Origin of the sequence: Collinsella aerofaciens, assembly GCF_901212495.1 — a bacterium.
GTDB lineage: Bacteria > Actinomycetota > Coriobacteriia > Coriobacteriales > Coriobacteriaceae > Collinsella > Collinsella aerofaciens_H.
Window position 1 is genome coordinate 67,128 of record NZ_CAAKNY010000020.1, and the last position, 26,544, is coordinate 93,671.

Here is a 26,544-nt window from a genome sequence, read left to right on the forward strand (position 1 = left end):
AAGGAGCCCCGCATGGATTGCCCGGTCACCGCTTGTCCCACCGTTATCGTTATCTCCGACTCGCTCGGTGATACCGCTTGTGAGGTGGTGCTTGCGGCGTCCGGGCAATTTGATGAAGGGGCTTTTCACGTTTTACGTCTGCCTAAGGTGAGCTCGATGGAGCAGGTCAAGTCGTTTGTGGGCCCGCGAATCGATGCCGACCATCGCGATATCGCCGTGTTCCATACCATCGTCGACCCGGCACTTCGTGCTCGCGTGCTCGACTACTTGGGCATGCTGCACATTCGCTCGGTCGACCTGATCGGCCCGTCGCTCGCGGTGCTGTCGTCGCTTATTGGCGTGCCGCCAAAAGGAGTGGCGGGTGTGATCCATAAGACTGATGACAGGTATTTCCACCGCATCGAGGCCATGGAGTACTTTGTGGAGCACGATGACGGGCGCGGCTGCGATGACCTGTCTGGTGCCGATATCGTGCTGCTGGGTGTTTCTCGCACTTCCAAGACACCGCTGTCGATGTATCTGGCCTATCAGGGCTATAAGGTCGCCAACGTTCCGCTGGCCCACGGTATGGAGCCTCCCAAATCGATCTATGAGGTCGACCCGATGCGCCTGTTCGGCCTGATTTCGACGGTCGACGTAATCTCCGAGATTCGTGATAGCCGCCTAGGCGATGATTACGCCCGTGCCGTTGCCGGCTCGTATGCCGAGCCCGAGAGCGTACGCAACGAGCTTGCTGAGGCGCGTACCCTCATGAAGCGCTTGGGCTGCTTTGTGGTGCGCACCGACGGTAAGGCAATTGAGGAGAGCGCTGCCGAGATCATCGCCCACCTCGAAGAGATCCAAGAAGCAAGGGCCCGCCGTGCCGCCTGCCGCGCTCAACAGCAGTAGTCCTTTCTGGGATGATTTTTCTGGGACGGGGATTAAAAAATCATCCGGTACATGATGATTTTTTAATCCCCGTCCCAGAAAAATCATCTGGGGTAGCTAAAATAGCCCCGTCCCAAATTAGCTACCCAAAGAGACTGCTTGATAATAATACATGATAATGGTAAAGCGATTTAGCAGTTTTTATCGGTTTGACCTGCAATTATAATATAGTGGTATCTTCATAAGGTAACCACCTTTACCTACCGTTTACCGCCAGTTTTAGCACGTTTACCAAACCGCCCATCCTCTGCTCAAGCTTGCCTTAGTCCCGCCGTATAGTTCCCTCACGGCCCGCATCCGGCGGGTCGATTCGTTACCACGGTCGTGCGCGAGAGCGCATGGAAGGGGAAGTATCGTGAGCGATTGCAAGAGGGTTTACCGTTTTGGAACCGATGACCAGGGCACTTGTGTCACCGAGGGCGACAAGTCCATGAACTTCGTGCTTGGCGGCAAAGGCGCGAACCTTGCCGAGATGAGCCGTATCGGCCTGCCGGTTCCCGGTGGTTTTACCATTACCTGCCAGACCTGCGTTGAGTACTCTGGCGCCGGCAACGTGTGGCCGGAGGGCGCGCTCGACGAAATCGTTGCCGCCGAGGTCGACCTCGAGGCCCGCTGCGGCAAGAAGCTTGGCGACGCCCGTGACCCGCTGCTCGTCTCGGTGCGCTCGGGTGCTCCGTTTTCCATGCCCGGCATGATGGACACGGTCCTCAACCTGGGCCTCAACGACGATTCCGTCCAGGGCCTTATCGCCCAGACGCAGAACCCGCGCTTTGCCTGGGACAGCTATCGTCGCTTTATCCAGATGTTCTCCAACGTCGTCATGGGTGTTGACGCCGACCTGTTTGAGAATGCCCTGACCCAGGCCCGCCTGGTCGCCGGCGTTCGCGTCGACTCCGAGCTATCGGCCGAGGACCTGCAGGAGCTCGTCGAGACGTTCAAGGGCATTTTCTCCGACAACGTCGAGGCCGCCCTGTACCCCGAGCTCGAGGTCGCGGACGGCAAGCCCGTCTTCCCACACGATCCGGAGCTCCAGCTGCGCCTCGCTATCCAGGCCGTCTTTGGCAGTTGGATGAATGAGCGCGCCTGCATCTACCGCAGACAGCACGGCATTTCCGATGACCTTGGCACCGCCGTCAACGTCCAGGCTATGGCCTTTGGCAATAAGGGCGAGACCTCGGCGACCGGCGTCGCCTTTACGCGTAATCCGGCCGACGGGACTAAGGAGTTCTACGGTGACTTTCTGGTCAACGCCCAGGGCGAGGATGTTGTCGCCGGCATCCGCAACACCGAGCCCATCGCCGACCTCAAGACCACCCCGGGCCTCGAGTCCTCAGGTGAGGAGCTCGAGCGTGTGTTCCTGACGCTCGAGGATCATTACCGCGATATGTGCGATATCGAGTTCACTATCGAGCAGGGCAAGCTCTGGATGCTCCAGACCCGCGTGGGCAAGCGTACCGCAACCGCCGCCCTGCGCATCGCCATCGAAATGGTCGAAGAGGGTCTGATCACCCGCGAGGAGGCCGTGAGCCGCATTGACCCCGCGCAGCTCGACCAGCTCCTGCACCCGCAGTTCGACTCCTCCAAGAAGTACGAGGCGCTCGCACGCGGCCTTAATGCCAGCCCCGGTGCCGCCGTGGGCGAGGTCGTGTTCTCGAGTGACGACGCCGTCGCGCGTTCTGCCGAGGGCCATAAGGTCATTCTGGTCCGCTGGGAGACCAACCCCGACGACCTGAAGGGTATGGTCGCCGCCGAGGGTATCTTGACGAGCCACGGTGGTAAGACGAGCCATGCCGCCGTTATCGCCCGTGGCATGGGCACCCCCTGCGTCTGCGGTGTCGAGCGTTTCCATATCGACGTGGCCGAGAAGGTCGTGCGTATCGAGGGCAGCGATCACGTGCTGCACGAGGGCGACATCATCTCCATCGACGGAACCCAAGGCATCGTCGTTGATGGCGCTGTCGATTTGGTCTCCGCTGAGCTCACCGGCGACCTGGACACCATCCTGTCTTGGGCCGACGAGATTCGCTTGGACGAGACCGCCGGTCACGCCAACCATGTGCGCGTCAACGCCGACAACCCCGAGGATGCCGAGCTTGCGCTCGAGTTTGGCGCCGAGGCCATCGGCCTGTGCCGCACCGAGCACATGTTCCTGGGCGATCGTAAGAACATCATCCAGAGCTTTATCCTTTCTGACGATGAGACCGTGAAACAGCAGGCCCTGGCCGATCTGCTCAAGGTTCAGACCGAGGACTTCTTGGCGATGTTCAAGACCATGTCCGGTCGCGATGTGGTCGTTCGCCTGCTCGATCCGCCGCTGCACGAGTTCCTTGATGATCCTCGCGAGCTTGAGGTCGCCATCACCAAGAAGGAAGCCGCCGGCGCCAGCGAGGAAGAGCTCGCCGGCCTGCGTGCCCGCCTGCGTCGTATCGACGGCATGGTCGAGTCCAACCCGATGCTCGGCCTGCGCGGCGTGCGCCTGTCCGTCGTCTTCGGTGACCTGCCGCTCATGCAGGTTCGTGCCGTGGCAACGGCTGCCGCTCGCCTTATCAAGGAAGGCGTCGACCCGCGTCCCGAGATTATGGTTCCGCTCGTTTCCATTACGGCCGAGCACGTTCAGACCCGCGAGGTCATCGAGCGCGTGATTGCCGAGGTTTCCTCCGAGGAAGGTGTCGAGCTCAACATTCCCGTGGGCACGATGCTCGAGCTGCCGCGCGCCTGCATGGTCGCCGACGAGATCGCGCAGCACGCCGACTTCTTCTGCTTTGGCACCAACGACCTCACCCAGACGACTTTCGGTTTCTCGCGTGACGACGCCGAGGCCAAGTTCATCCCGCTGTACATGCATAAGAAGATCTTGAAGGACAACCCCTTCGAGACCATTGACACGGCGGTGCTGGAGCTCGTGCGCATGGCCGTCGAGAAGGGTCGCGCCACCAACCCTGGCATGCACTTTGGCGTGTGCGGCGAGCACGGCGGCGACCCCAAGTCCATCAAGGCCCTGTTTAACGTGGCCGATGTGGACTATGTGTCCTGCTCGCCTTACCGCGTGCCCCTGGCGCGTCTGGCTGCCGCTCAGGCCAAGCTCGAGGCCAAGCGTAACGCCTAACGTTTTGAGTTTAGGCGCCTAGCGTAGGCCCCCTCATGCCACTCGTCTCGTTCGTGAGGCGGGCGGTTATCATGCGCGGGTTTTGTCTTTTTTTCTGCGTTCAAAATTGTTCTTGCGGCAGAAACCAGCGCGTGTATACTCGAATACGTTTGTTCAACTACGTGCCGGCCAAGGTGGTACGGCACCTCTAGAAGAGTAAGGAATTGCACATGGATTACATCCGCGCAATCGAGCGTCAGCAGATCCGCGAGGACATCCCGCAGGTCCGCGTTGCCGACAACGTCAAGGTTCACTACCGCATTAAGGAAGGCGACCGCGAGCGCATCCAGGTTTTCCAGGGTGACGTCATCCGCATGGCCGGCGCCGGTGCCCGTGAGACCTTCACCGTCCGCAAGATTTCCTTCGGTGTCGGTGTTGAGCGTACCTTCCCGCTTCACAGCCCCAAGATCGCCAAGCTCGAGGTCGTCCGTCATGGTCGCGTCCGTCGCGCCAAGCTGTACTACCTCCGCGACAAGGTGGGCAAGGCTGCTCGCATCCCCGAGAAGCGCTAGGAAGATCGCAGCGTCTGTCCACTCGCTTGGACAAAAGGGTCACCTTCGGGTGGCCCTTCTTTTTATCTGATTTGCATGCAAGGAGGCCCCGATATGGCCAACATGACGAGCTCGGTTTCGGCATCGCAGGTTGCCGGCGAGCTGGCGAGCGCCACGTTTGAGGAGATCCCCGCCCTCGTGGAGCATTATCGTGAGGATCCGCGCCAGCAAGTGATCAAGGCTTGCGAGCGTGCTCTTAAGCGCCATGCCAAAGAACTTGCCGAGCGCGAGCGCGTCAACGGTATGTACGAGCTGATGCACGAGCTCGGCGGGGATGGCGTGGTCGTGGGTGTCGACGAGGTGGGCCGCGGTTCGGTGGCCGGTCCTTTGACGGTGTGCGCCGTGTGCCTTCCCATGGAGCCGCGCGTCTGGGGCATCAACGATTCCAAAAAGCTCACGCCGGCGCGCCGCGAGCTGCTCTCGGTGAAGATTGCCGAGGTCGCGACGGCGATTGGTTTTTGCCATATCGCGCCTGCGGATATCGATGATATGGGCATGGCCCGTGCCATCCGCGCTGCCGTCGCGGGTGCCGTGGCCGATACGGGGCTCGAGCCCGATTGCGTGCTTATGGACGGTAACCCCTTGGGCGCCGTTCCCAACGAGCGCGACGTGGTGAAGGGCGATGCCAAAATCGCCTGCATCGCCGCGGCGTCCATCATGGCCAAGGTCACGCGTGACGAGATGATGGTCGAGTACGACGCCGAGTACCCCGAGTATCATTTGGCCGAATCGAAGGGCTACGCAAGCCCCGAGCACATCGAGGCGATTCGCAAACATGGACTTTGTCCGCTGCATCGTGTGAGCTTTTGCGGAAACTTTCTGCAGACTGAGCGCCTTTTCTAGGTCAATTGTGGAGACAGGGATCTCTGGCGTTTTTTAAACCTGCTGGTAGCGGGCCGTGTGCAACGTGATTGTTGCGTGCGGCCCGTTTTTTGTCGGCATTTGGTCAGCTTTTGGTTTGTTTCCGGTACTTACCCGCATGAAAGGTGCCCTCATCATCGGGCCAATGCAGCGTGCGGGAAAGGAGACCCCATGTGTGCCGCAAGCAAAAAGAGCAAGACGCAGCAACTCAAGGAGCGCTGGGAAGACGGCGAGCTCGACTGCGGGGCGATGACGCCCGAGTTTATCAAGGGGCTCAGTCCCCGCGAGCTCGGCATGCTGGGCGAGCTGATCACCATCGATTACTTTAACGAGCGTGGATACACCTTGTTGGAGCAGGGCTATCGTTGCATTGAGGGCGAAGCCGATCTTGTGCTGCTCGATGAGCTCGATGATGTCGTGGTGATGGCCGAGGTCAAGACGAGGCGCGTCGCCCTGGATTGCACCACGCGGGTCTTTCCCGAGGAGGCCGTGGACGCCCAAAAGCAGCGTCGGTATCGGCGTATCGCAAGCTGCTATCTCATGGATCACTATCCGCTCAGGTCGATTCGCTTCGACGCCGTGGGCGTCACCATCCGCGGCGGGCATATCGCCGAGATCGAGCACCAGTACAATGCGTTCGATTGGCAGGTGTCGTGATGGCGTTCGAGACGTTTGCCGTACACGCGGCCTGCATCCGCGGCGTCGAGGCAATTCCCGTCACCGTCGAGGTCTCGCTTGCCGGTGGCGTTCCGGGTATCCAGATGCTCGGCATTCCGAGTATGGAGGTGATGGAGTCGCGCGGGCGTATCCGATGCGCCATGCGCTCGGCCGGCTTCGAGATCCCTCGGTCTGGCATTACCGTCAACCTGGCACCCGGCGATATCCGTAAAACTGGCAGCGGTTTTGACCTGCCGATTGCCATCGCGGTTCTGGCGGCCGATGAGCAGATTCCCCGTGACAACCTCGATCGCTGCCTTATCGCAGGTGAGCTTGGTCTGGACGGCACCGTGCTGCCCGTCAAGGGCGAGGTGGCGTTCCAGCTGTTGGCGCGCGATATGGGGCTTTCCTTTATCGCCGGCAGGTCCGATCAGCATGTCCCGCTTGCGGGCGTTGACTGCGGGTTTATCGACCATCTATCTCAGCTTGCCCATGGCATGGGGGATGCCGCGCGACATTACCTGGATTCTGAAGTGCTCGAGGTGACCTTTGAGCCCGCGCTCGATTATGCCGACGTGCTGGGGCAGGAGGTCGCCAAGCGCGGCATGGCGCTTGCGGCCGCCGGCGAGCTCGGCCTGCTCATGATCGGCTCGCCCGGTTCGGGCAAGACCATGCTCGCGCGGCGCATGACGGGCATTCTGCCCGAGCTTTCTCTCGAGGATCAGCAAGAGGCGCTGTGCATCCATTCGGTCTTGGGCGAGAACATCGATGGCCTGCTTGCAGGGCATCGGCCCTTCCGCAGTCCGCATCACAGCATTTCGACCGCGGGACTCATCGGCGGCGGACGTCCGGTGCATCCGGGCGAAATTAGCCTGGCTCATGGCGGCGTGCTCTTTTTGGACGAGCTCGCCGAGTTTCCCACCGGCGTGCTGCAGACGCTGCGTCAGCCCATCGAGCGTGGGTACGTGAGGATCGTTCGCGTTGACGGGGCCTTTACGTTCCCGTCGCGCTTTCAGCTGCTAGCCGCGAGCAATCCCTGCCCCTGCGGGTTTTTGGGCGACCGCGAAGTGCCGTGTCGCTGTTCCGCGTCGATGGTCGAGCGCTACCGGGGCAAGTTGCGCGGTCCTTTGGCTGATCGTATCGACATGATGATCGACGTGACCCGCCCCGATCCTCAGGTGATCATTGAGGGCGCGGAGGGTATGTCATCGGCTGAACTGCGCGATTACGTCGTGCGGGGGCGCGCCTTTCGCGCCTGGCGTGAATCCCGTATGGACGATGCGGACACCGAGGCCGAGGAAGACGAGTCGCGGTCCATTGACGGCGTCGTCTCGACCTTTGGGCTTGATGAGGCCGCCGAGAAATGCGTGCTCGGCCTGTCGAAGCGCACGCATCTCACGGGTCGCGGCATCGTGCGCTTGGTACGCATCGCGCGCACGATCGCCGATGTTGCCGAAAGCGAACGGGTGATGCAGGATCACGTGCTCGAGGCGGCGATGTACCAGGGAAGGAGGGACCAATAATGGGCGAGGAGACTTATCAGTTGCATCCCGGTGATGCGCTGTATCCCAAGACCGTCTTGGAGCTCCCGGATGTGCCCCGGACCCTCTATGTGCGTGGCGACCCCGCCGTGTTATCGACGCCTGCGCTCTCCATCATCGGTGCACGCAAGGCATCGCCGTATGGTCTCGCCGTGGCAGAACTTGCGGCCAAGGTGGCGGTTGAGGCGGGAGTGACGGTGGTCTCGGGCGGTGCGGTCGGCTGCGACCAGGCGTCGGGTTGGGCTGCGGTCAACGCCGGGGGCAAACACGTCGTGGTACTGGGGACCGGCGCCGATGTTGTCTATCCGCGCTCGAGCGCCGGCCTCATCACGCGCACACTCTATACGGGCGGCGCGGTCGTTTCGATTTCGCCGTGGGGTATGGGACCGCGTAAGTTCGCCTTTCCGCGGCGCAATCGCGTTATTGCCGCCTTGTCGCAGGCACTCTTTGTTTCCGAGGCGGGCATGCCCTCGGGTACGTTCTCCACGGCGGAAGCCGCTATGGACTTGGGTCGAGAGCTCCTTGCAGTGCCGGGCTCCATCCTATCGCCCGAGTCGCGTGGCACGAATTACCTCATTGCGAATGGTGCCTGCTGCATCATCGACGAGGAATCAATCGAGATGGCCATCTCGCGCATCTACGGCACGCTGCGCTACTCGCGTCCCGATGCACCCGGCATTGCCGATCTGGACCCCACGCAGCAGACCGTGATGCACGCGCTTATCGCCTCGCCGCTCAAGGTTGACGACATTGCCGCGCTCATCTCGCTTGATGCTGTCGGCGTGCTCAAGCTCTTGGGCTCGCTCGAGCTCGAGGGCCTTATCGAGCGCATGATGGATGGAAGGTATGCGCCCTCAAAGTTTGCGCTTCACGCCCAGACGCCCTTCGGTCACAATGGAAAGCGTGTCAATTAGAAAGGTGTTTGCAGATGCAGTTCGATCAGGTGACGGTTATCGGCGGCGGTCTGGCGGGTTCGGAATGTGCGATCCAGCTGGCAGATCGCGGGTTTGCCGTAAAGCTGTGCGAGATGCGCCCCCAGGTGAGCTCTCCGGCCCACCATACCGATCACTTGGCCGAGCTCGTCTGCTCAAATTCGTTTAAGTCAACCCGTCCGGATTCCGCTGCTGGCCTGCTAAAGGCCGAGCTCGAGCGCATGGGTTCGGTGCTGCTCGATTGCGCCCATCGTGCGGCCGTTCCCGCTGGCGGTGCCCTGGCGGTCGACCGCGTTACGTTTTCCGAGCTTGTCGAGGCCGAGGTTGCCGCCCGACCCAATATCGAGGTCGTGCACGGCGAGGTCACGCAGATTCCCGAGGGCCACGTGGTCATTGCCGCGGGCCCGCTGTGTTCACCGGCATTGAGCGAAGAGGTCATGAAGCTCGTCGGTGGCGACGCCTTGGCGTTCTTTGACGCTGCCGCGCCAATCGTCGATGCCTCCACACTCGATATGGACGTGCTGTTCTCGCAGTCGCGCTACGAGGAGCAGGGGAGCGGCGACTATCTCAACGCTCCGCTCAACAAGGAGGAGTACGAGGCCTTTATCGGGGCACTCACGACCGCCGACCGCGTGGTGCTCAAGGATTTTGAGGGCGGCGACCTCTTCCAGGCCTGTCAGCCCGCCGAGGAGGTCGCCCGCACCGGCAAGGACGCTATTCGCTTTGGCGCCATGAAGCCCGTCGGCCTCACCGACCCGCGAACCGGACGTCGCCCTTGGGCGGCGATTCAGCTTCGAGCCGAGAACAAGGAGAAAACCGCCTATAACCTGGTGGGCTTCCAGACTAATCTGACCTTTGGCGAGCAAAAGCGTGTCTTCCATATGGTTCCCGGTTTGGAGAATGCCGAGTTCTTCCGTTATGGCGTCATGCACCGCAATACCTTTGTCGATGCGCCGCACGTTCTTGACGGCTCCTTTGCCGTGCCTGGCACGGGCGTGCGCCTCGCCGGTCAGATCACCGGCACCGAGGGGTACATGGAGGCCGTGGCGACGGGTCTGCTCGCCGCGCTCAATACCTATGCCGAGGCTATCGAGGTCGCTCCCGTCGAACTGCCTCGCGTGGGCGCCTTGGGTGCGCTCGTGGGCTATGCGACCGATCCGGCAACCGTGGGCTACCAGCCCATGCATGTCAATTTTGGCCTGGTGCCGCCGCTCGAGGACGGCAAGCGTCGCAGTAAACGCGACCGCTACCAGGCTTATGCGGATCGCGCCCTCGAGGCTCTCGATGCCTACTTGGCCACGCGTTCCGACTTGTTTGGAGGCGACCGGTCATAGCCTTTGACCTGTACGATACCGTCGACTCGTTTATCGCCTACATCGCCCGTGTCGAGGGGCTCTCTTCCAATACGGTGACTGCCTATGGATCGCGGTTGGAGCGCTTTGCTGCCTGGTGCGAGCGTACGGGTGTCGATGCGCGTATAGCCGACGTGCGTACCGTCCGCGCGTATTTGGCCGAGCTTTCGCGCGAGCAGGTGGCGCCTCGCACCCTTGCGGCACATTTGTCGGCTATTCGGTCGCTCTATCGTTGGATGGCTGCCGAGGGAATCGTGGAGGGTGATGCGGTCTCGGCGATTTCCTCGCCCAAGCTGCCGCGCGACCTGCCTGGTGTGCTGACGACCCAGCAGGTCGAGGCACTGCTCCAAGCCCCCGACACCGCAACGCCCGCTGGATTGCGCGATGCGACGATGCTCGAGCTTCTTTATGCATCCGGCGCGCGCATCTCAGAGCTTGCGGCGCTCAATGTTGAATCCATCTCATGGTCCGAGCGCACGCTGCGGCTATGGGGCAAGGGGAGCAAGGAGCGTATCGTTCCTCTGTATCGTCGCGCACTCGAGGCGACGCGCACCTATGTCGAGGAGGGGAGACCGGCGCTGCTTGCGCAGGCAAAGCGTCGCGATGCCGTAAACGGTCCCCATCCGCTGTTGATATCTGTGCGCGGCAACCGCATGAGTGCCGCCATGCTCAGGCGACGGTTCCATATGTTGGCGACGCTCGCCGGCATTCCGGCCGACATCGCGCCGCATGCGATGCGTCATACGTTTGCGACCGATCTGCTTGAGGGCGGCGCGGACCTGCGTTCGGTTCAAGAGCTGCTGGGACATGCGAGCCTGTCCACGACGCAGATCTACACGCATCTCACGCCCGACCGGCTTAAGCGCGCCGTGGCCCAGGCCCATCCCCGGGGCGAGTAAGCTGGGCGGCTCGCATTGCGCTTAGGTGTGTGGTTTTGATTGCGGGTTGGCAGGAAGAGGTAATCCTGCTATCATTCATCGGGTTGCTTCACGGCAACATGTTTTTATCACGCACGCGCGGCTACTTCATACCGTGGTGCCCGGGCTTTGGTAGCACATGTCCGGGTTGGTTTTGGAGGATGACCCCGCGCGGAGGCAAACCACAGGAGGTTTAACATGGCTACCAAGATTAATATCCGCACCCTGCTCGAGGCCGGCTGCCACTTCGGTCACCAGACCCGTCGCTGGAACCCCAAGATGAAGCCGTTCATCTTCGGTGAGCGCAACGGCATCTACATCCTCGACCTCAAGCAGACCATCCTCGACGCCGACCAGGCCTACACCTTCGTCAAGAACGTCGCCAAGGGTGGCAACGTGCTGTTCGTCGGCACCAAGAAGCAGGCTCAGGAGGCCGTTAAGAACGCCGCTGAGCGCGCCAACATGCCTTACATCAACCAGCGTTGGCTCGGCGGCATGCTGACTAACTTCGTCACCATCCGCTCCCGCATCAACCGCATGGAGGAGCTCGAGGCCATGGTCGAGGACGGCCGCATGGCAGTGCTCCCCAAGAAGGAGCAGGCCGTGCTCGGTAAGGAGCTCACCAAGCTTCAGACCAACCTCGGTGGCGCCCGCGACATGAAGGGTCTGCCCCAGGCTCTCTTCGTCATCGACACCAAGCGCGAGGAGAACGCCATCAAGGAGGCTCAGCGCCTGAACATCCCCGTCGTCGCCCTGATCGACACCAACTCCGATCCCGACGAGGTCGAGTACGGCATCCCCTGCAACGATGACGCTATCTCCGCTGTCACCCTTATGTGCGAGCTCATGGCTGACGCCTGCCTCGCTGGCTCCGGCAAGGAGCAGGTCTCCGAGGCCGAGATGGCCGCTGAGCCCAAGGCCGAGTAAATCAGTCTTAGTTCATTCTTTTTCATCTCTTTGAAAGGAACCACAATGGCCCAGATTACCGCCGCTATGGTCAAGCAGCTCCGCGAGATGACCGACTCCCCGATGATGGAGTGCAAGAAGGCTCTCGTCGAGGCTGACGGCGACATGGACGCCGCTGTCGACGTCCTGCGCAAGAACGGCCTCGCCAAGGCTGCCAAGAAGGCTGGCCGTGAGACCAACGAGGGCGCTGTCGCCGCGTTCGTCTCCGAGGACGGCAAGACCGGCGCTCTGCTCGAGCTCTCCTGCGAGACCGACTTCGTCGGCTCCAACGCCAAGTTCACCGGCTTTGCTTCCAAGGTCGCTGAGGTTGTCGCTACCACCGAGCCCGCTGACGTCGACGCTCTGCTCGAGAAGCCGATGGGCGAGGAGACCGTTTCCTCCGAGCTCACCGAGATGATTCATATCATGGGCGAGAATATGAAGATCTCCCGTTTCGCCGCCCGCAAGGCCGAGAACGGCGCTCTCGCTTCTTACATCCACATGGGTGGTAAGATCGGCGTTCTCGTCGAGTTCGCTTTCGAGAAGGCCGAGACCGCTCAGGCTGAGTCCTTCAAGACCTTTGCTCATGACGTTGCCCTTCAGGTTGCCGCCGTCGCCCCGATCTGCGCTACCCGCGATCAGGTTCCGGCCGAGACCGTCGAGCACGAGAAGCAGATCTACATGGCTCAGGCTGCCGAGTCTGGCAAGCCCGAGGCTATCCAGGAGAAGATGGCTGTTGGCCGTCTGGAGAAGTTCTACAAGCAGTCCGTGCTCACCGAGCAGGAGTTCATCAAGGACAGCTCCCTCACCATCAAGAAGTACGCTGAGCAGGTCTCCAAGGAGCTCGGCGACACCATTACCGTCGTTGCCTTTGACCGTCTGGTCCGTGGCGAGTAAATAAGCTCTTGTAGCTGGTAATGAGCAGGCTGTGGGTTTTACTCACAGCCTGCTTTTTCATGGCTCCCCGTTGAGCCTTTGATATTATGTTGTGAGTCTAATTAAAGGAGGATCGCTTTGTCCGACATCCGATATAAACGCGTGCTTCTGAAGCTCTCCGGCGAAGCGCTGATGGGCGATGGCAACTACGGCATCGACCCCAAGGTTACCGATCATCTTGCCAAGCAGGTCAAGGAGCTGCTCGCCTTTGGTCATGAGGTCGGCGTCGTTGTCGGCGGCGGCAACATTTTCCGCGGCATGGCCGGTGCTGCCGGTGGTATGGAGCGCGCCCAGGCCGATTACATGGGCATGCTCGCTACCGTTATGAATGCGCTTGCCCTGCAGGATGCTTTCGAGCACAACGATGTTCCCTGCCGCGTGATGAGCGCTATCCAGATGAACGAGATCTGCGAGCCCTATATTCGCCGCCGTGCCATCAACCATCTGTCCAAGGGCAACGTCGTTATCTTCGCCGCCGGATCGGGTAATCCGTACTTTACGACTGACACCGCTGCGTCCCTTCGCGCCTGCGAGATCGGTGCCGAGATTCTGATTAAAGCCACCAAGGTTGATGGCATCTACGACAAGGATCCCGTCAAGTGCGCCGACGCCGTCCGATTTGACAAGATCACCTATCACGAGGTGCTCGTTCGCGGCCTGCAGGTTATGGATTCCACGGCTACGGCTCTTTGCCAGGACAACCGTATGCCCATTTTGGTCCTCAACATCGATGGCGAGGACACCGTCAAGCGCGCGCTCGCGGGTGAGCCCGTCGGCACGCTCGTCTATCAGGAGGATTAAGCATGGCAGAGAATATCACCGCCCACATGGACAAGTCACTCGAGTCCCTCAAGCACAACTTCTCCAAGGTCCGCACTGGCCGCGCTAACGCCAACATCCTGTCCGACATCACCGTCGACTACTACGGTGTTCCCACGCCCGTCACGCAGGTTGCCGCCGTTAAGACCCCCGAGGCCCACATGCTGCTTATCGAGCCGTGGGACAAAGCACTCATCAATGCCATCGTCAAGGCCATCGGTGCCTCCGACCTTGGCATTACCCCCAATTCCGATGGTACCGTCGTGCGTCTGCCGTTCCCGGCTCCCACCGAGGAGCGTCGTCGCGAGCTCGTTAAGGAGTGCCGCGAGTACGCCGAGCAGGCCAAGGTCTCCATCCGCAACATCCGCCGCGACTTTAACAACAAGCTCGAGCGCGACGAGGAGCTCACCGAGGACGATGTCCGCCGCGAGCAGGCCAAGGTTCAGAAGCATACCGATGAGTATGTTGCTAAGGTCGAGGAGCTTCTGAAGGAAAAAGAAGCCGAGGTCATGGAGATCTAAGGTGCAATACGACGAGCATAAACTGGTCGAGTACTTTGCCGACGCCCCTGCGGGCGTCGGTTTTTCCGACCTTGACCTCAATAACATTCCGCACCATATTTCGTGCATCATGGACGGCAACGGCCGTTGGGCTACGGCGCGCGGTCTTGCCCGTACCGAAGGCCACAAGGCCGGCATCGTCTCGCTGCGCGAGATCATTACCGCCTGCGTGCGCCTGGGCGTCGACGTTCTTTCGGCCTATGCGTTTTCGACCGAAAACTGGAATCGCCCGCAGCACGAAGTCAACGTTCTGATGCACCTGTTTGCCAAGACGTTTATCGATGAGCTGCCGCTGCTTAAGCGCGAGAATGTTCGCGTTGTCTTTTTGGGCGATATTTCCGCGCTGCCCAAGAAGACCCGCGACGTCTTTGAGCGCGGCCTTGCCGAGTGCGCCGACCATTCCGGTATGACGCTGGCGCTGGCCGTTAACTACGGTGCCCGTGCCGAGATCACCCGCGCTGTCCGTCAGATCGCGCTCGATGCCGCCGCCGGTAAGATCGATCCTGCCGCAATTGATGACGACATGATGGCTTCGCACCTGTACACCGCCGGTCTTCCCGATCCGGAGCTCGTGATTCGCACTTCTGGCGAGTTGCGTCTTTCGAACTATCTGCTGTGGCAGGTTGCCTATTCCGAGTTCTATGTCACCGATACCTATTGGCCCGACTTTGATCGTTGGGGTCTTGTCGACGCCATTTTGGCCTTCCAGGGTCGCGACCGTAGGTTTGGTGGACTGAGTAAGACCGAGGAGGCTTAATCGTGTCCGAACGTCCCAAGGCGCCTACTTCCGCGACACCCGCGCGTAAGGCTGCCACTGCGGGAGCGCCTGCAGCGAAGAGCGGCTCCGGTTCGTGGCTGGCGGGCTTCATCACCCGTGCCGCCGCCGGTATCGTCTATGCCGTTGTCTTTATCCTGTGCTTGGTTTTGGGTATTGTTCCCACGGCCATCTTCGTGTCCGTCATGAGCGGTCTGTGCTGCTATGAGTTCTTCCGCATGACGAGGCTCGACGGCAAGGTTGCCAACGAGCGCCTTGGAATCGCTGCCGCCGTACTCTTTCCGCTCTCGGCACTGGGCGATTCGCTGCTGTTGAACGCCCTGCTGTTCGCTTTGATGCTTGCGGTTGGTATCTGGTATGTCTGGTCTCCGCGTACTCGCATCTCTGACGTTGCCGTGACGCTCATGGGCCCTATCTACACTGGCTTTATGCTGTCGGCTATCGTGCTGCTGCGCGATGCCGTGCCCGGTTTTGCCGGCGCCCTGCTTTCGGTGGGCGTTTGCGCGTCCCTTTGGGTCTCCGACTCGTTTGCCTACATCGTGGGCAGCCGCATCGGCAAACATAAGATGGTCCCCAAGATCTCTCCCAAAAAGAGCTGGGAAGGCTTTGTCGGCGGCATTTTGGGCTCTGTCTTGATCTGGCTCATCCTGTGGGCAACGCACTTCTATAAGCTGAGCCTGCCCTATGCACTGCTGTGTGGCGTGGTTGTCTCCATCCTGGGCGTTATCGGCGACCTTATCGAGTCGCGTATCAAGCGCGGTGTGGGTGTCAAAGATTCCGGCAATCTCATCCCGGGCCACGGCGGCATGCTCGACCGAAGCGATTCGCTTATCTTTGGCTGCATTACCGCGCAGCTGCTGCTGATGATCGGAGGCGTGCTGTAATGGCGTTTCAGACCACCTACGGTCCCGATGGGCGTCTTCGCGTTGCCATTCTGGGCTGTACGGGTTCTATCGGTACTCAGGCGCTCGACGTGTGCCGCCAGCATGCCGATCGCCTGCAGGTGACGGCGCTGTCCGTTAACTCCAGCACCCCCGAGCTCGTTGCCGCTGCCCGTGAGTTCTCGGTTTCGGCGGTTGCCGTGGCGGACGCCTCCCATGGCGTCGACGCGGTACTGCAGGAACTGCCCGAGGGCACGGAGCTCGGCGTTGGCGCGCAGGCCGTGTGCGAGCTCGCATGCCGCGATGATGTCGACTGCGTGCTCGTGGCCATCGTGGGCGCTGCCGGTCTCGAGGCGAGCCATGCTGCCCTGACCTCGAACAAGCGTCTTGCCCTGGCCAACAAGGAGTCGCTCGTCGTCGGTGGCGACCTGCTGATGCCGTTGGCACAGCCGGGTCAGCTCATCCCGGTCGACTCCGAGCATTCTGCCATCTACCAGTGCTATCTGGGCGAGAATCCGCGCGAGGCTCACTGCATTTGGCTTACCTGCTCGGGCGGTCCGTTCTTTGGCCGTACGCGTGACGAGCTCGATCGCGTGACGCGCGCCGATGCCCTGGCGCATCCTACGTGGGCTATGGGTGCCAAGATCACGATTGACTCCGCCACCCTCATGAACAAAGGCCTGGAGCGTATCGAGGCCATGCATCTGTTTGGCTGCGATCTCGATTTCATTAACGTGGTCGTGCAGCGCCAGTCTAAGATTCACTCCATGGTCGAGTTTGCCGACGGCTCTGTGATGGCTCATCTCGGTGCCTCCGACATGCGCATTCCCATCCAGTTTGCCTTCTCGTATCCTGAGCGTTGGGATACGCCGGCTCCGCGTATCGATTTCCGCGAGTTGGGGCAGCTTACCTTTGACGCGGCCGATATGGATACCTTCCGCTGCCTTGCGCTGGCCGAACGTGCCGGCAAGACGGGCGGCACCATGCCGTGCGTGCTCAATGCCGCCAACGAGGTCGCCGTCGATGCCTTCCTGCATGATGGCTGCAGTTTTACCGATATCGACCGCATTGTGGAATCCTGCATGGATGCTCACGATGCGCAGACGGTCGATTCGTTTGAACAGCTTCGCGACATCGATGGCTGGGCGCGTGAAAAGGCCGCGCAGGTGCTCGCCGCAACCCGTTCTTAACCCATAAGGATTGCTTTTTCGTTTTATGGATACTGTTCTGAGCGTTTTCTCATCGGTCTTTTGGGGCCTGTTGATGCTTTCCGTCCTCGTGTTTTTGCACGAGGGCGGCCACTTTTTGGCGGCGCGTGCCTGTGGCGTCCGGGTGACTGAGTTCTTTTTGGGCCTGCCGTGCCGCTTTGATATCCACCACACGTCTCGCCGTATCGGCACCAAGTTTGGTGTGACCCCGCTGTTGCTGGGTGGGTATGCTGCCATTTGCGGCATGGACCCGACCGACGTCTCGTGTGCCGGCCGCGTGCTCGCGTTCATCTATCGCCACGGCAGGGTGACGGTGGCCGATCTTGCCGTCGAGCTCGAGCTGTCCGAGGATGATGTGCTCGAGGCCTGTGCTTTGCTGTTGGGCTGGGGCTCCATCGCTCCCTGGTATGAAGAAGGGGAAAAGCCTTCGCCCAGTTACTATCCCACCAAATACCAGACCCTGCCTCGTGACGCGGCGGGTTATACCACCTTTGACGGCCGTCGGTTCGATCGCGAGCACGCGACTGCCGAGGGCGATGTATGGGAACTGCCGTGCGGCGAGGCCGAATTCCTTGCACGCGAGCGCTCGCACACCTTTTTGGGCCAGGGCTTTGGTAAGCGTGCCTTTATGCTGCTTGCGGGCATTATCGTCAATATCCTGACGGGCTTTTTGCTCCTTATGAGCATCTATTCCATCGCGGGCGTCACCATGCCGGTGGATACCAATGTGATCGGCCAGGTTGACGAAGGCTCGATTGCCGCCGCGGCGGGAATCGAGGGCGGCGACGCGATCCTTTCGGTCGACGGAGTATCGTGCTCTACTTGGATGGACGTTTACGATGCCATCGGCAAGGCTGCCGGTAAGGACGATATCGCCATTGAGTACGAGCGTGACGGCAAGCAGCATTCGACCACAGTTGCGCTCAAAAAGGACGAGCGCCTAGGTGTGTATGCCTCTACGCAGGTGGTCCGCTTAGACCCTATCACGTCGGCTCGCCTGTCGTTCTCCTATGTCGTGCAGACAGCGGAGGGCGTGATGCGCTTGCTCCAGCCGCAGCATACGATGGAGATTCTCGATCAGTCCTCTTCGATCGTGGGTATTAGCGTTATGTCCTCACAGGCTGCTGCTGCCGGCCCTGCCACGTTCCTTTCGTTTGCCGCCCTCATTTCGTTCTCGCTTGGCTTTATGAACCTGCTGCCCATCCCGCCACTCGATGGCGGTAAGCTGGTCATCGAGATCATTCAAAAGGTTGCGGGTCGCGAGCTTCCGCTCAAGGTCCAGACGATTGTGAGCTATGTGGGCATCGCGCTCTTTGCGCTGCTGTTTGTCTATATGCTTCGTTCCGACATCCTTCGATTTATTCTATAGGGGAGTGTTTGGATTGTCTTTATCCCATCCTTTGCCTCGCGAGCTGACGCGCCCCGTGCATGTGGGCAGCGTGCAGATCGGTGGCGGCGCGCCGGTGGTGGTTCAATCCATGACCTGCACCGATACCGCCGATGCCCAGGCAACGCTTGCGCAAGTGTGCGCGTTGGCGCAGGCTGGCTGCGATATCGTGCGCGTGAGCGTGCCCACCGAGGCCGCGCTTGAGGGTTTCCGCACCATCTGTGCCGAATCCCCGGTGCCGATTGTCGCCGATATCCACTTTAACCATAAGCTCGCCATTGGTGCCGTTGAGGCCGGTGCTGCCAAGCTGCGCATCAATCCCGGCAATATCGGCGATTGGGCCAAGGTCGATGCGGTGATCGATGCCGCGGGCGCCGCGGGCTGTGCGATTCGTATCGGCGTCAATGCCGGTTCGCTTGAGCAGGATATCGCCGAGCGCGACGACCTCGCGCAGCCCGAAAAGCTCGTGATGTCGAGCGAGCGTTTCGTCAAACATTTTGAAGACCGCGGCTTTACGAACATTGTGCTTTCGGCCAAGGCCCATAGCGTGCAAACGACGCTCGATACCTATCGAGCCCTGTCTCGTGAGATTCCCCACGTTCCGCTTCACCTGGGCGTAACCGAGGCGGGTACCAAACTACAGGGCACCATCAAGAGCTCGGTGGGCCTGGGTATCCTGCTGTCTGAGGGTATCGGTGACACCATGCGCGTCTCGCTCACGGCCGATCCGGTTGAGGAGCCGCCGGTCGCCTGGGGAATTTTGCAGTCGTTGGGCCTGCGTCGCCGCGGTCCCGAGATTGTCTCGTGCCCCACGTGCGCCCGCTGTCAGGTTAACCTGATTCCTATCGCTGAGGAAGTAACCGAGCGGCTTAAGAACTATACCGCGCCGCTTTCGATTGCCGTCATGGGATGTGCCGTTAATGGCCCCGGTGAGGCTTCTGATGCCGACCTGGGCGTTGCTTGCGGACGTGGTCAGGCCCTGCTCTTTTCGCATGGCCAGATCATTGGTAAAGTAGCTGAGGATCAAATTGTCGATGCGCTTATGACCGAGGTCGACAAGCTTATTGAGGAGAAATAAATGACTCGAGCAATGTATATGTCTAAGCTCTATGCGCCGACGCTCAAAGAGGATCCGGCCGACGCCGAGCTTGCAAGCCATCGTCTGCTGCTTCGTGCCGGTATGATTCGCAAGGAGGCCGCCGGTCTGTATTCCTATCTGCCGCTCGCTTGGCGCTCGATTCGTAAGATCGAGAACATCGTGCGCGACGAGATGGACGCCGCCGGCGCCCAGGAGCTCATGATGCCCATTATGGTCGATGCCGAGCTGTGGCGTGAGTCCGGCCGTATCGATGCCTATGGCAAGGAGCTCGTGCGCTTTGACGACCGTCATGGTCGCGAGTTTGTGCTGGGCCCCACGCACGAGGAGACCGTCACGGCTCTGGTGCGCAATGAGCTGCGCTCCTATAAGCAGCTGCCCGTCAACCTGTATCACATTCAGGACAAGTTCCGCGATGAGTTCCGTCCCCGCTTTGGCCTGATGCGCGGCCGCGAGTTCATCATGAAGGACGCCTACAGCTTCTCTGCCACGCAGGAGAGCCTGCAGGAGGAGTACGACAAGATGAAGCAGGCCTACGCCAACATCTGCGAGCGCTGCTACATCAAGGCTTTGCCCGTTGTCGCCGACTCCGGCGAGATCGGCGGCGACACCTCCGTCGAGTACATGGCTCTGGCCGACGCCGGCGAGGCCTCGCTCGTCTACTGCGACGATTGCGGCTTCGCTGCCGATGACGAGGCTGCAAGCACCAAGGTCGCTGTGACCGAGGGCCCCGGCGACGGCACGCTCACCAAGGTCGAGACTCCGGGCATGGGCACCATCGAGGCTGTCGCCAAGTCCTTTGGCTTCCCCGAGAACGGCACGCGCAAGTCGCTGGCTCTCATCGACGCGGAGGGCAAGCCGGTCGTGGCCATCGTTCCGGGCGATCATGAGCTCAACGACTGCAAGGCCGAGCATGTCTTTGGCAAGGGCTATCGCATGATGACCGACGAGGAGCTCCAGACCTACGGGCTGCATAAGGGCTTTATTGGACCGGTCAATTTGTCCGAGGGCATCCGTCTGGTGTGCGACGAGAGCCTGCGCGAGTCCAAGCAGTGGGCCTGTGGTGCCAACGAGGTCGATTATCACTTTACCGGTGCTTGCCCCGAGCGCGACTTTACCGTCGACGAGTGGGCCGACCTGGTCACCGTTATCGCCGGCGATCCCTGCCCGCACTGCGGCAAGCCGCTCTCTGCTGCTCGCGGTATCGAGGTTTCCCAGGTCTTCCAGCTGGGCACCAAGTACTCCGAGGCCATGGGTGCCACCTTTATGGACGAAGACGGCAAGGAGAAGCCGCTTATCATGGGTTGCTACGGCGTGGGCGTGTCCCGCTCGCTTGCTGCCGTCGTGGAGCAGCACAACGACGAGCACGGTATCGTCTGGCCGGTCTCCGTTGCCCCGTACGAGGTTGCGGTGATTCCGCTCGACCCCAAGAAGGAAGAGTGCGCTTCCGTCTGCGAGCAAATCGTTGATGGCCTGTGTGCCGAGGGTATCGAGGTCGTCGTCGACGACCGTGACGAGCGTCCCGGCTTTAAGTTTGCCGACAACGACCTTATGGGCTTCCCGTATCAGGTGGTGCTCGGCAAGCGTGGGCTTAAGAACGGCACCGTCGAGCTCAAGGACCGTGCCACAGGCGAGCGCGAGGACGTGGCGATCGACGAGGTGGTCGCCAAGGTTTCCGAGCTTGTGAAGGCGGCACGCCGTTAATCGGCGATTTCGCTTGCAGTTCGATATACGGGACGGCCCCGCATTTCTCCAGATCGGGGAGATGCGGGGCCGTCCTTTTATCTTACCGGCGTACTCAATCGCTAAAAGGAAACCCCACAGCCCATGTGAGCTGCGGGGTTTCCTTTGTGCCTCCGATGCGAAATAAATCGCTCAGATACTACTGATAATCGACGACGTCGATCCAGTTCTTAAGGAACTCATCGTTCACGTTGCGCTTGCGAGCGAGCTCGGAAGCGGCGACGATGCTCGTCCACTGACGCACGACCTGCATGGGCATGTCGGCGCGGTCGCAGTAGAGCTCCAGGTAGGCCTCGGCCTGGTCCTTGCTGTTGAGGGCAAAGAGCAGGTAGGTGGTGGCAACGTCGGCAGCAGGGGAGCCCTGGGTGGCGTGAGCCCAGTCGCAGACGTACAGCTGGCCGTCATCGCCAACGATGACGTTGGAGGGGTTGAAGTCGCCGTGGCAGACCTTGAACTCCTTGGTCATGCCGTCCAAGCGCTCCTGAAGGTTGTAGCGCGTGGTGGCATTGAGTTGATCCAGACTGTCGATCATACGGGCGAACTTGTCGCGCTGACGGTTGAGCAGCGGGGAGGTGTAGCCATGGATCTCGATCTGGAGGTCGACGAACATCTCGAGGTACTCACCGAAGCGCTGGGGCTCGGCAGTCATCTTCTCGGCAAGGGTGGTACCCGGGACCTTCTCGGTCACGAGCGCCCAGCCGTTGGCGTTCTCGAGCTGAGAAACCTCGAGCGCCTTGGGGCTGCGGATGCCGCACTCATTGATGCGGGCAAGATTCAAAGCCTCGTTGAACACGTCGGAGACGGGCTTGGTCTCGTTAAAGACCTTGACGATCTTATCGCCCAGGTCGTAAACGACCTTGTTGCCACGGCGGACGAGCTCGGTCTTGGAATCGGGTAGCAGCATGGTTGCATCCTTTCAACGATGCGATAGAAGCTACGGCGGGGGTGCGTGAAACACCCGTGCACCCCCGCCGTTAAAACCGTGCTAGAACTAGCAGACGGCGTAATCCTGGGGCTCGCGGCCGTAGTAGGCGTCCAGGTAGAGCTCCTTGATCTCGCTCATGAGCGGGTAGCGCGGGTTAGCGCCGGTGCACTGGTCGTTGAATGCCTGCTCGGTCATCTCGTCGAGGGTGTCGAGGAAGTACTGCTCGTCGACACCGTAGTCGGCGATGGTCTTCTTGACACCGATGAAGTCCTTGAGCTCCTCGAGCTTCGTGATGAAGTTCTCGAAGACCTCCTTGTCGTCCTTGCCCTCGATGCCGCAGTACTTGGCCATCTCGGCGTAGTTGTGCAGCGCGTTGGGGTAAGGATACTGGGAGAACGTGCCCATCTTGACGGGAGCCTCGGCGGCGTTGTAGCGCATGACGCGAGTCAGGATGACGGCGTTGGCGAGGCCGTGCGGCAGGTGATGGAAGGCACCGAGCTTGTGAGCCATGGAGTGGTTGAGGCCCAGGAAGGCGTTGGCGAAGGCCATACCGGCCATGCAGGAGGCGTTGTGCATCTCCTCGCGGGCGTGCGGGTCCTTGGCGCCGTTCTCGAAGCTGGAGGGCAGGTTCTCGAAGACGAGCTTGGCAGCGCGCTCGGAGAGGCCCTTGGTGTAGTCGGAAGCCATGATGGAGACGTAGGACTCGATGGCGTGGGTCATGACGTCGATGCCGGAGGCAGCGGTCAGGCCGCGCGGGGCGGTCATGCAGTTGTCGGCGTCGACGATAGCCATGTTGGGGAGCAGCGCGTAGTCGGCGAGCGGCCACTTGATGCCGGTTTCCTTGTCGGTGATGATGGCGAACGGCGTGCACTCGGAGCCGGTACCCGAAGAGGTCGGGACGGCGACGAAGTAGGCCTTCTTGCCCATCTCGGGGAAGGTGAAGATACGCTTGCGGATGTCCATGAAGTCCATGGCCATGTCCTCAAACTTGCACTCGGGGTGCTCGTACATCATCCACATGATCTTGCCGGCGTCCATAGCGGAGCCACCGCCGACGGCGATGATCACGTCAGGCTCAAAGAGGGCCATCTGCTTGGCGCCGCGACGTGCGCACTGCAGCGACGGATCGGGCTCGACGTCGTAGAAGCAGTCGTGGGCGATGCCCATCTCGTCGAGCTTGGCCTCGATGGCGCGGGTGTTGCCATTCTTGAAGAGGAACTGGTCGGTGACGATGAAGGCGCGCTTCTTGCCCATGACGGTACCGAGCTCGTCGAGGGCGACGGGCGTGGAACCCTTCTTGAAGTAGACCTTCTCGGGAGCGCGGAACCACAGCATGTTCTCACGGCGCTCGGCCACAGTCTTAACGTTGATCAAGTGCTTCACCCCAACGTTCTCGGAGACGGAGTTGCCGCCCCAGGAACCGCAGCCCAGGGTCAGAGACGGCTTCATGCCAAAGTTGTACAGGTCACCGATGCCGCCGTGCGAGGACGGGGTGTTGATGACGATACGGCAGGCCTTCATGACGTGCTCGAACAGGCTGATCTTCTCGGCCTGGGCGGGATGCACGTACAGAGAGGCGGTGTGGCCCGGGCCACCGGCGAGCACCAGGTGCTCGGCCTTGTCGACGGCCTCCTGGAAGTCCTTGGCGTGGTACATGGCCAGGACCGGGGAGAGCTTCTCGTGGGAGAACTCCTCCTTGGCGGGGTCGGTGGAGGTGACCTCGGCGATCAGGATCTTGGTCTTGGCGGGAACCTCGATGCCGGCGAGCTCGGCGATCTTGGCGGCAGCCATGCCGGGGATGCGGTGATCGAGAGCGCCGTTCTTGAACATGGCGCCACGCAGGGCCTCCATCTCGGCACCCTGCTTGACGAAGTAGCAGCCGCGCTTCTGGAACTCGGCCTTAACCTGGTCATAGATGGTGTCGATGACGGTCACGGACTGCTCGGAAGCGCAGATCATGCCGTTGTCGAAGGTCTTGGAGTGGATGATGGAGTTGACGGCGAGCAGCACGTCGGCGGTGTCGTCGATGACGACCGGGGTGTTACCGGCGCCAACGCCCAGGGCGGGCTTGCCCGAGGAGTAGGCGGCCTTGACCATGCCCGGGCCACCGGTGGCGAGGATGATGTCGACGTCGCGCATGACCATGTTGGTCAGCTCGATGGAGGGGACATCGACCCAGCCGATGATGCCCTCGGGGGCGCCGGCCTTGACGGCGGCGTCAAGCACGAGCTTGGCGGCGGCGATGGTGCACTTGGCGGCAGCGGGGTGCGGGGAGATGATGATGGCGTTGCGGGTCTTCAGGCAGATCAGCGTCTTGAAGATCGCGGTGGAGGTGGGGTTGGTCGTCGGGATGACGGCGCCCACGATGCCGATGGGCTCGGCGATCTTGGTGATGCCGTAGGCCTCGTCGCGCTCCAGGACACCACAGGTCTTGGTGTTCTTGTAAGCGTTGTAGATGTACTCTGCGGCGTAGTGGTTCTTGATGACCTTGTCCTCAAGAACGCCGCGGCCGGTCTCCTCGATGGCCATCTTCGCCAACGGGATACGAGCCTTGTTGGCGGCCATGGCGGCCTCGTAGAAGATCTTGTCGACCTGCTCCTGCGTGTACGTAGCAAAAAGCGCCTGGGCCTCTCGCATCTGAGCGAGCTTAGCCTCAAGCGCCTCTACGTTGTCCACGATTGCGGGAGTAGTGTTTTCCGGTGACTTTTTCACCATTTGTGTCTCCTTGCGATCGGAGATTTACCCTACGCCTTGCATGATAGCAATAAATTATTCGGTAAACGGTCAGATTCCCGTAAAAGGCATACTAAAACGCTTCAACAAAATGAAGCGATTCAACTAATGATGCATCGCTCCACTCATTGGGGACAGGCTTACATGAGTGCATTCACTCATGTGGGACAGACATCGATTTGTCATTTTGCCGCTCTGGGCCTTCTATTGCCGCTCATTGGTTATAAATAGGTTACAGGCTCAGCATTTCGCGTTGCTTCTCTCCTTTTAGGTGTTGCCTGTACAGTTTTGAAAGGAGAGCTTATGCCCCGATGCGCCCGCGCCGTTTCGATCACCGGCTACTACCACGTCTATGACCGCGGGAACTCCAAACAGATTATTTTTGAAGATGACTCCGACCGCTATCGTTTCCTATCGGACATCTCGGACAGGTTTGCGCACCATGAAGTGGCGGTGTTGGCCTGATGCCTTATGGACAACCACTTTCATTTGATGGTTGATGATCCGCTGGACAATCTTTCAAAGGCAATGCAGTGTGCACTGACGGCATATGCTAAGTATTTCAATGGGAAAACGGGAAGAACGGGGCATCTGTTTGATAATCGCTATTCGCGGGTCGCAGTTGAGTCGGACACGCAGGCGGTGCAGCTGCTCGATTATATCCATCTCAATCCCGTGAAAGGTGCGCTTGACTCGCTCGAGGCGTACCGCTGGTCAAGCTACAAGGCATATCAGCTGGGCTACGATCCCTTTGACATCTGTGATGCGGCCCCAATGCTCGATATTGTCGGAGGCTCCCGTTGCTATTGCGAGCATCTTGAGGAAGTTGCCGGGCGCATCTGGTCGGTGGAGGTTCTTCCAGGTCGGCGGATCCCTGATGAGGATGCTCTTTCCGTTGCGCGCGAAGTCCTGCCGAGTATAGATCCTGCGCTGCTCAAGGCCCTGCCACGCCCCGAACGCGATGCCTGTCTGCTGAGGCTCAGGCGGGCGCATCTCACGGTCAAGCAAATTGCCCGTATCACCGGTATCGGCGCTACAAGCGTGACCAAGGCCACCGCAGGCTGGAACGAGGCGGCGTGAGGCAGGGGGCGAACCGCTGCCTGCATGCATCATGTCTGTCCCCAATGCGTGAAAACAATCATGTAAGTCTGTCCCCAATGAGTGCAAAAAGGCGCCCTTCAGATGAGAGGACGCCTTTGGTAAGTTCTATGAGAACGCGAGGTCTTTGACCCGGAGAGTCCGAGGTACTTGTTGGTAAGACCTTATTTAGGAGCGCGCAACCTTGCCGGACTTGAGGCAGGTGGAGCAAACGTTCATCTTGCGACGGTGACCATCGACGACGACGTAGACACGCTGGATGTTGGGGCGGAACTTACGGTTGGTGACGCGGTGAGAGTGGCTGATGGAGCGACCGGCAACGGGGTGCTTACCGCAAACTTCGCAAACTTTGGACATAACTGACCCTCCTTGGGCGACAAACGAACATGTCGCGTTAACAAACAAGCCTGAACTATAGCACAGAAGCATGTCTCTGTGCGCAATCTACACAGAGATATTTCTCTTTTGGCGATAGTGCCCACGCTACGGCCCTGGACGTAGATCCGATTTGCGTGCAGCAGAGGGGATTATGCCAGCTCGCAACAAGGTTTTCAA

Annotated in this window: 24 protein-coding genes; 21 read left to right on the forward strand and 3 right to left on the reverse strand. The window is 60.5% G+C overall.

What is annotated here, in order from left to right:
* Positions 1-12 precede the first annotated feature (12 nt).
* The 19 genes from SFLMC1_RS02045 to SFLMC1_RS02135 all read left to right on the forward strand — a co-directional run bounded on the left by SFLMC1_RS02045 (position 13) and on the right by SFLMC1_RS02135 (position 21,194).
* Complete coding sequence (locus tag SFLMC1_RS02045) at positions 13-888, forward strand: pyruvate, water dikinase regulatory protein (RefSeq protein WP_152073861.1); 876 nt, start codon at positions 13-15, stop codon at positions 886-888.
* A gap of 394 nt (positions 889-1,282) precedes the next feature.
* Positions 1,283-4,033, forward strand: a complete 2,751-nt coding sequence (gene ppdK, locus SFLMC1_RS02050; RefSeq protein WP_152073860.1) for a pyruvate, phosphate dikinase — start codon at positions 1,283-1,285, stop codon at positions 4,031-4,033.
* A 209-nt stretch (positions 4,034-4,242) separates the two neighbouring features.
* Positions 4,243-4,584, forward strand: coding sequence for a 50S ribosomal protein L19 (gene rplS, locus SFLMC1_RS02055; protein WP_117583231.1), 342 nt, complete (start codon positions 4,243-4,245; stop codon positions 4,582-4,584).
* Between the two features lie 93 nt (positions 4,585-4,677).
* Positions 4,678-5,466: a ribonuclease HII gene (locus SFLMC1_RS02060; protein ID WP_117583230.1), complete on the forward strand. Its 789-nt coding sequence runs from the start codon at positions 4,678-4,680 to the stop codon at positions 5,464-5,466.
* Positions 5,467-5,655: 189 nt separating this feature from the next.
* A complete protein-coding gene (locus SFLMC1_RS02065) occupies positions 5,656-6,141 on the forward strand; it encodes a YraN family protein (protein WP_152073859.1) in 486 nt (161 codons plus the stop codon).
* On the forward strand, positions 6,141-7,664 hold the full coding sequence (locus SFLMC1_RS02070) for a YifB family Mg chelatase-like AAA ATPase (protein WP_152073858.1): 1,524 nt from the start codon (positions 6,141-6,143) through the stop codon (positions 7,662-7,664). Before SFLMC1_RS02065 ends, SFLMC1_RS02070 begins: the two co-directional genes overlap by 1 nt.
* The gene (locus SFLMC1_RS02075; RefSeq protein WP_152073857.1) at positions 7,664-8,596 is read left to right on the forward strand and encodes a DNA-processing protein DprA; all 933 of its coding nucleotides are present in this window, start codon (positions 7,664-7,666) and stop codon (positions 8,594-8,596) included. The genes SFLMC1_RS02070 and SFLMC1_RS02075 overlap by 1 nt, the downstream gene beginning before the upstream one ends.
* A gap of 14 nt (positions 8,597-8,610) precedes the next feature.
* Entirely contained in the window at positions 8,611-9,948 is a 1,338-nt protein-coding gene (trmFO, locus tag SFLMC1_RS02080; protein WP_152073856.1) for a methylenetetrahydrofolate--tRNA-(uracil(54)-C(5))-methyltransferase (FADH(2)-oxidizing) TrmFO, read from the forward strand.
* An 8-nt stretch (positions 9,949-9,956) separates the two neighbouring features.
* Positions 9,957-10,865 carry a tyrosine recombinase gene (locus SFLMC1_RS02085; RefSeq protein ID WP_315984661.1) on the forward strand — a complete coding sequence of 303 codons (909 nt, stop codon included), beginning with the start codon at positions 9,957-9,959 and terminating at the stop codon, positions 10,863-10,865.
* Positions 10,866-11,081: 216 nt separating this feature from the next.
* Positions 11,082-11,810: a 30S ribosomal protein S2 gene (gene rpsB, locus SFLMC1_RS02090; RefSeq protein ID WP_006236109.1), complete on the forward strand. Its 729-nt coding sequence runs from the start codon at positions 11,082-11,084 to the stop codon at positions 11,808-11,810.
* Between the two features lie 45 nt (positions 11,811-11,855).
* A complete protein-coding gene (tsf, locus tag SFLMC1_RS02095) occupies positions 11,856-12,725 on the forward strand; it encodes a translation elongation factor Ts (protein ID WP_022094736.1) in 870 nt (289 codons plus the stop codon).
* A gap of 117 nt (positions 12,726-12,842) precedes the next feature.
* Positions 12,843-13,565 carry a UMP kinase gene (gene pyrH, locus SFLMC1_RS02100; RefSeq protein WP_152073854.1) on the forward strand — a complete coding sequence of 241 codons (723 nt, stop codon included), beginning with the start codon at positions 12,843-12,845 and terminating at the stop codon, positions 13,563-13,565.
* Between the two features lie 2 nt (positions 13,566-13,567).
* Complete coding sequence (gene frr, locus SFLMC1_RS02105; protein WP_006236112.1) at positions 13,568-14,104, forward strand: ribosome recycling factor; 537 nt, start codon at positions 13,568-13,570, stop codon at positions 14,102-14,104.
* A 1-nt stretch (position 14,105) separates the two neighbouring features.
* Entirely contained in the window at positions 14,106-14,900 is a 795-nt protein-coding gene (locus tag SFLMC1_RS02110) for an isoprenyl transferase (RefSeq protein ID WP_152073853.1), read from the forward strand.
* Between the two features lie 2 nt (positions 14,901-14,902).
* On the forward strand, positions 14,903-15,802 hold the full coding sequence (locus SFLMC1_RS02115) for a phosphatidate cytidylyltransferase (protein ID WP_226814235.1): 900 nt from the start codon (positions 14,903-14,905) through the stop codon (positions 15,800-15,802).
* Entirely contained in the window at positions 15,802-16,989 is a 1,188-nt protein-coding gene (gene dxr, locus SFLMC1_RS02120) for a 1-deoxy-D-xylulose-5-phosphate reductoisomerase (RefSeq protein ID WP_152073852.1), read from the forward strand. Before SFLMC1_RS02115 ends, dxr begins: the two co-directional genes overlap by 1 nt.
* 25 nt (positions 16,990-17,014) lie before the next feature.
* Complete coding sequence (locus SFLMC1_RS02125) at positions 17,015-18,376, forward strand: M50 family metallopeptidase (RefSeq protein WP_152073851.1); 1,362 nt, start codon at positions 17,015-17,017, stop codon at positions 18,374-18,376.
* 13 nt (positions 18,377-18,389) lie between these two features.
* Positions 18,390-19,472, forward strand: coding sequence for a flavodoxin-dependent (E)-4-hydroxy-3-methylbut-2-enyl-diphosphate synthase (gene ispG / locus SFLMC1_RS02130; RefSeq protein ID WP_152073850.1), 1,083 nt, complete (start codon positions 18,390-18,392; stop codon positions 19,470-19,472).
* Positions 19,473-21,194, forward strand: coding sequence for a proline--tRNA ligase (locus SFLMC1_RS02135; protein ID WP_226814234.1), 1,722 nt, complete (start codon positions 19,473-19,475; stop codon positions 21,192-21,194).
* 178 nt (positions 21,195-21,372) lie between these two features.
* Here SFLMC1_RS02135 and SFLMC1_RS02140 read toward each other — a convergent pair whose 3' ends face one another.
* Entirely contained in the window at positions 21,373-22,137 is a 765-nt protein-coding gene (locus SFLMC1_RS02140) for an aminoglycoside phosphotransferase family protein (RefSeq protein WP_006236119.1), read from the reverse strand.
* Positions 22,138-22,224: 87 nt separating this feature from the next.
* Positions 22,225-24,873 (reverse strand): bifunctional acetaldehyde-CoA/alcohol dehydrogenase, encoded by a 2,649-nt coding sequence (gene adhE / locus SFLMC1_RS02145; RefSeq protein ID WP_152073849.1) that lies wholly within the window; start codon positions 24,871-24,873, stop codon positions 22,225-22,227.
* Between the two features lie 321 nt (positions 24,874-25,194).
* Here adhE and SFLMC1_RS02150 point away from each other — a divergent pair, with 321 nt between their 5' ends.
* Together SFLMC1_RS02150 and SFLMC1_RS02155 are read left to right on the forward strand one after the other, a co-directional pair.
* The gene (locus tag SFLMC1_RS02150; protein ID WP_187323818.1) at positions 25,195-25,356 is read left to right on the forward strand and encodes a hypothetical protein; all 162 of its coding nucleotides are present in this window, start codon (positions 25,195-25,197) and stop codon (positions 25,354-25,356) included.
* Between the two features lie 6 nt (positions 25,357-25,362).
* The gene (locus tag SFLMC1_RS02155; RefSeq protein WP_152073848.1) at positions 25,363-25,971 is read left to right on the forward strand and encodes a transposase; all 609 of its coding nucleotides are present in this window, start codon (positions 25,363-25,365) and stop codon (positions 25,969-25,971) included.
* A 186-nt stretch (positions 25,972-26,157) separates the two neighbouring features.
* Here SFLMC1_RS02155 and rpmB read toward each other — a convergent pair whose 3' ends face one another.
* A complete protein-coding gene (gene rpmB, locus SFLMC1_RS02160; protein ID WP_022094725.1) occupies positions 26,158-26,346 on the reverse strand; it encodes a 50S ribosomal protein L28 in 189 nt (62 codons plus the stop codon).
* Positions 26,347-26,544 lie beyond the last annotated feature (198 nt).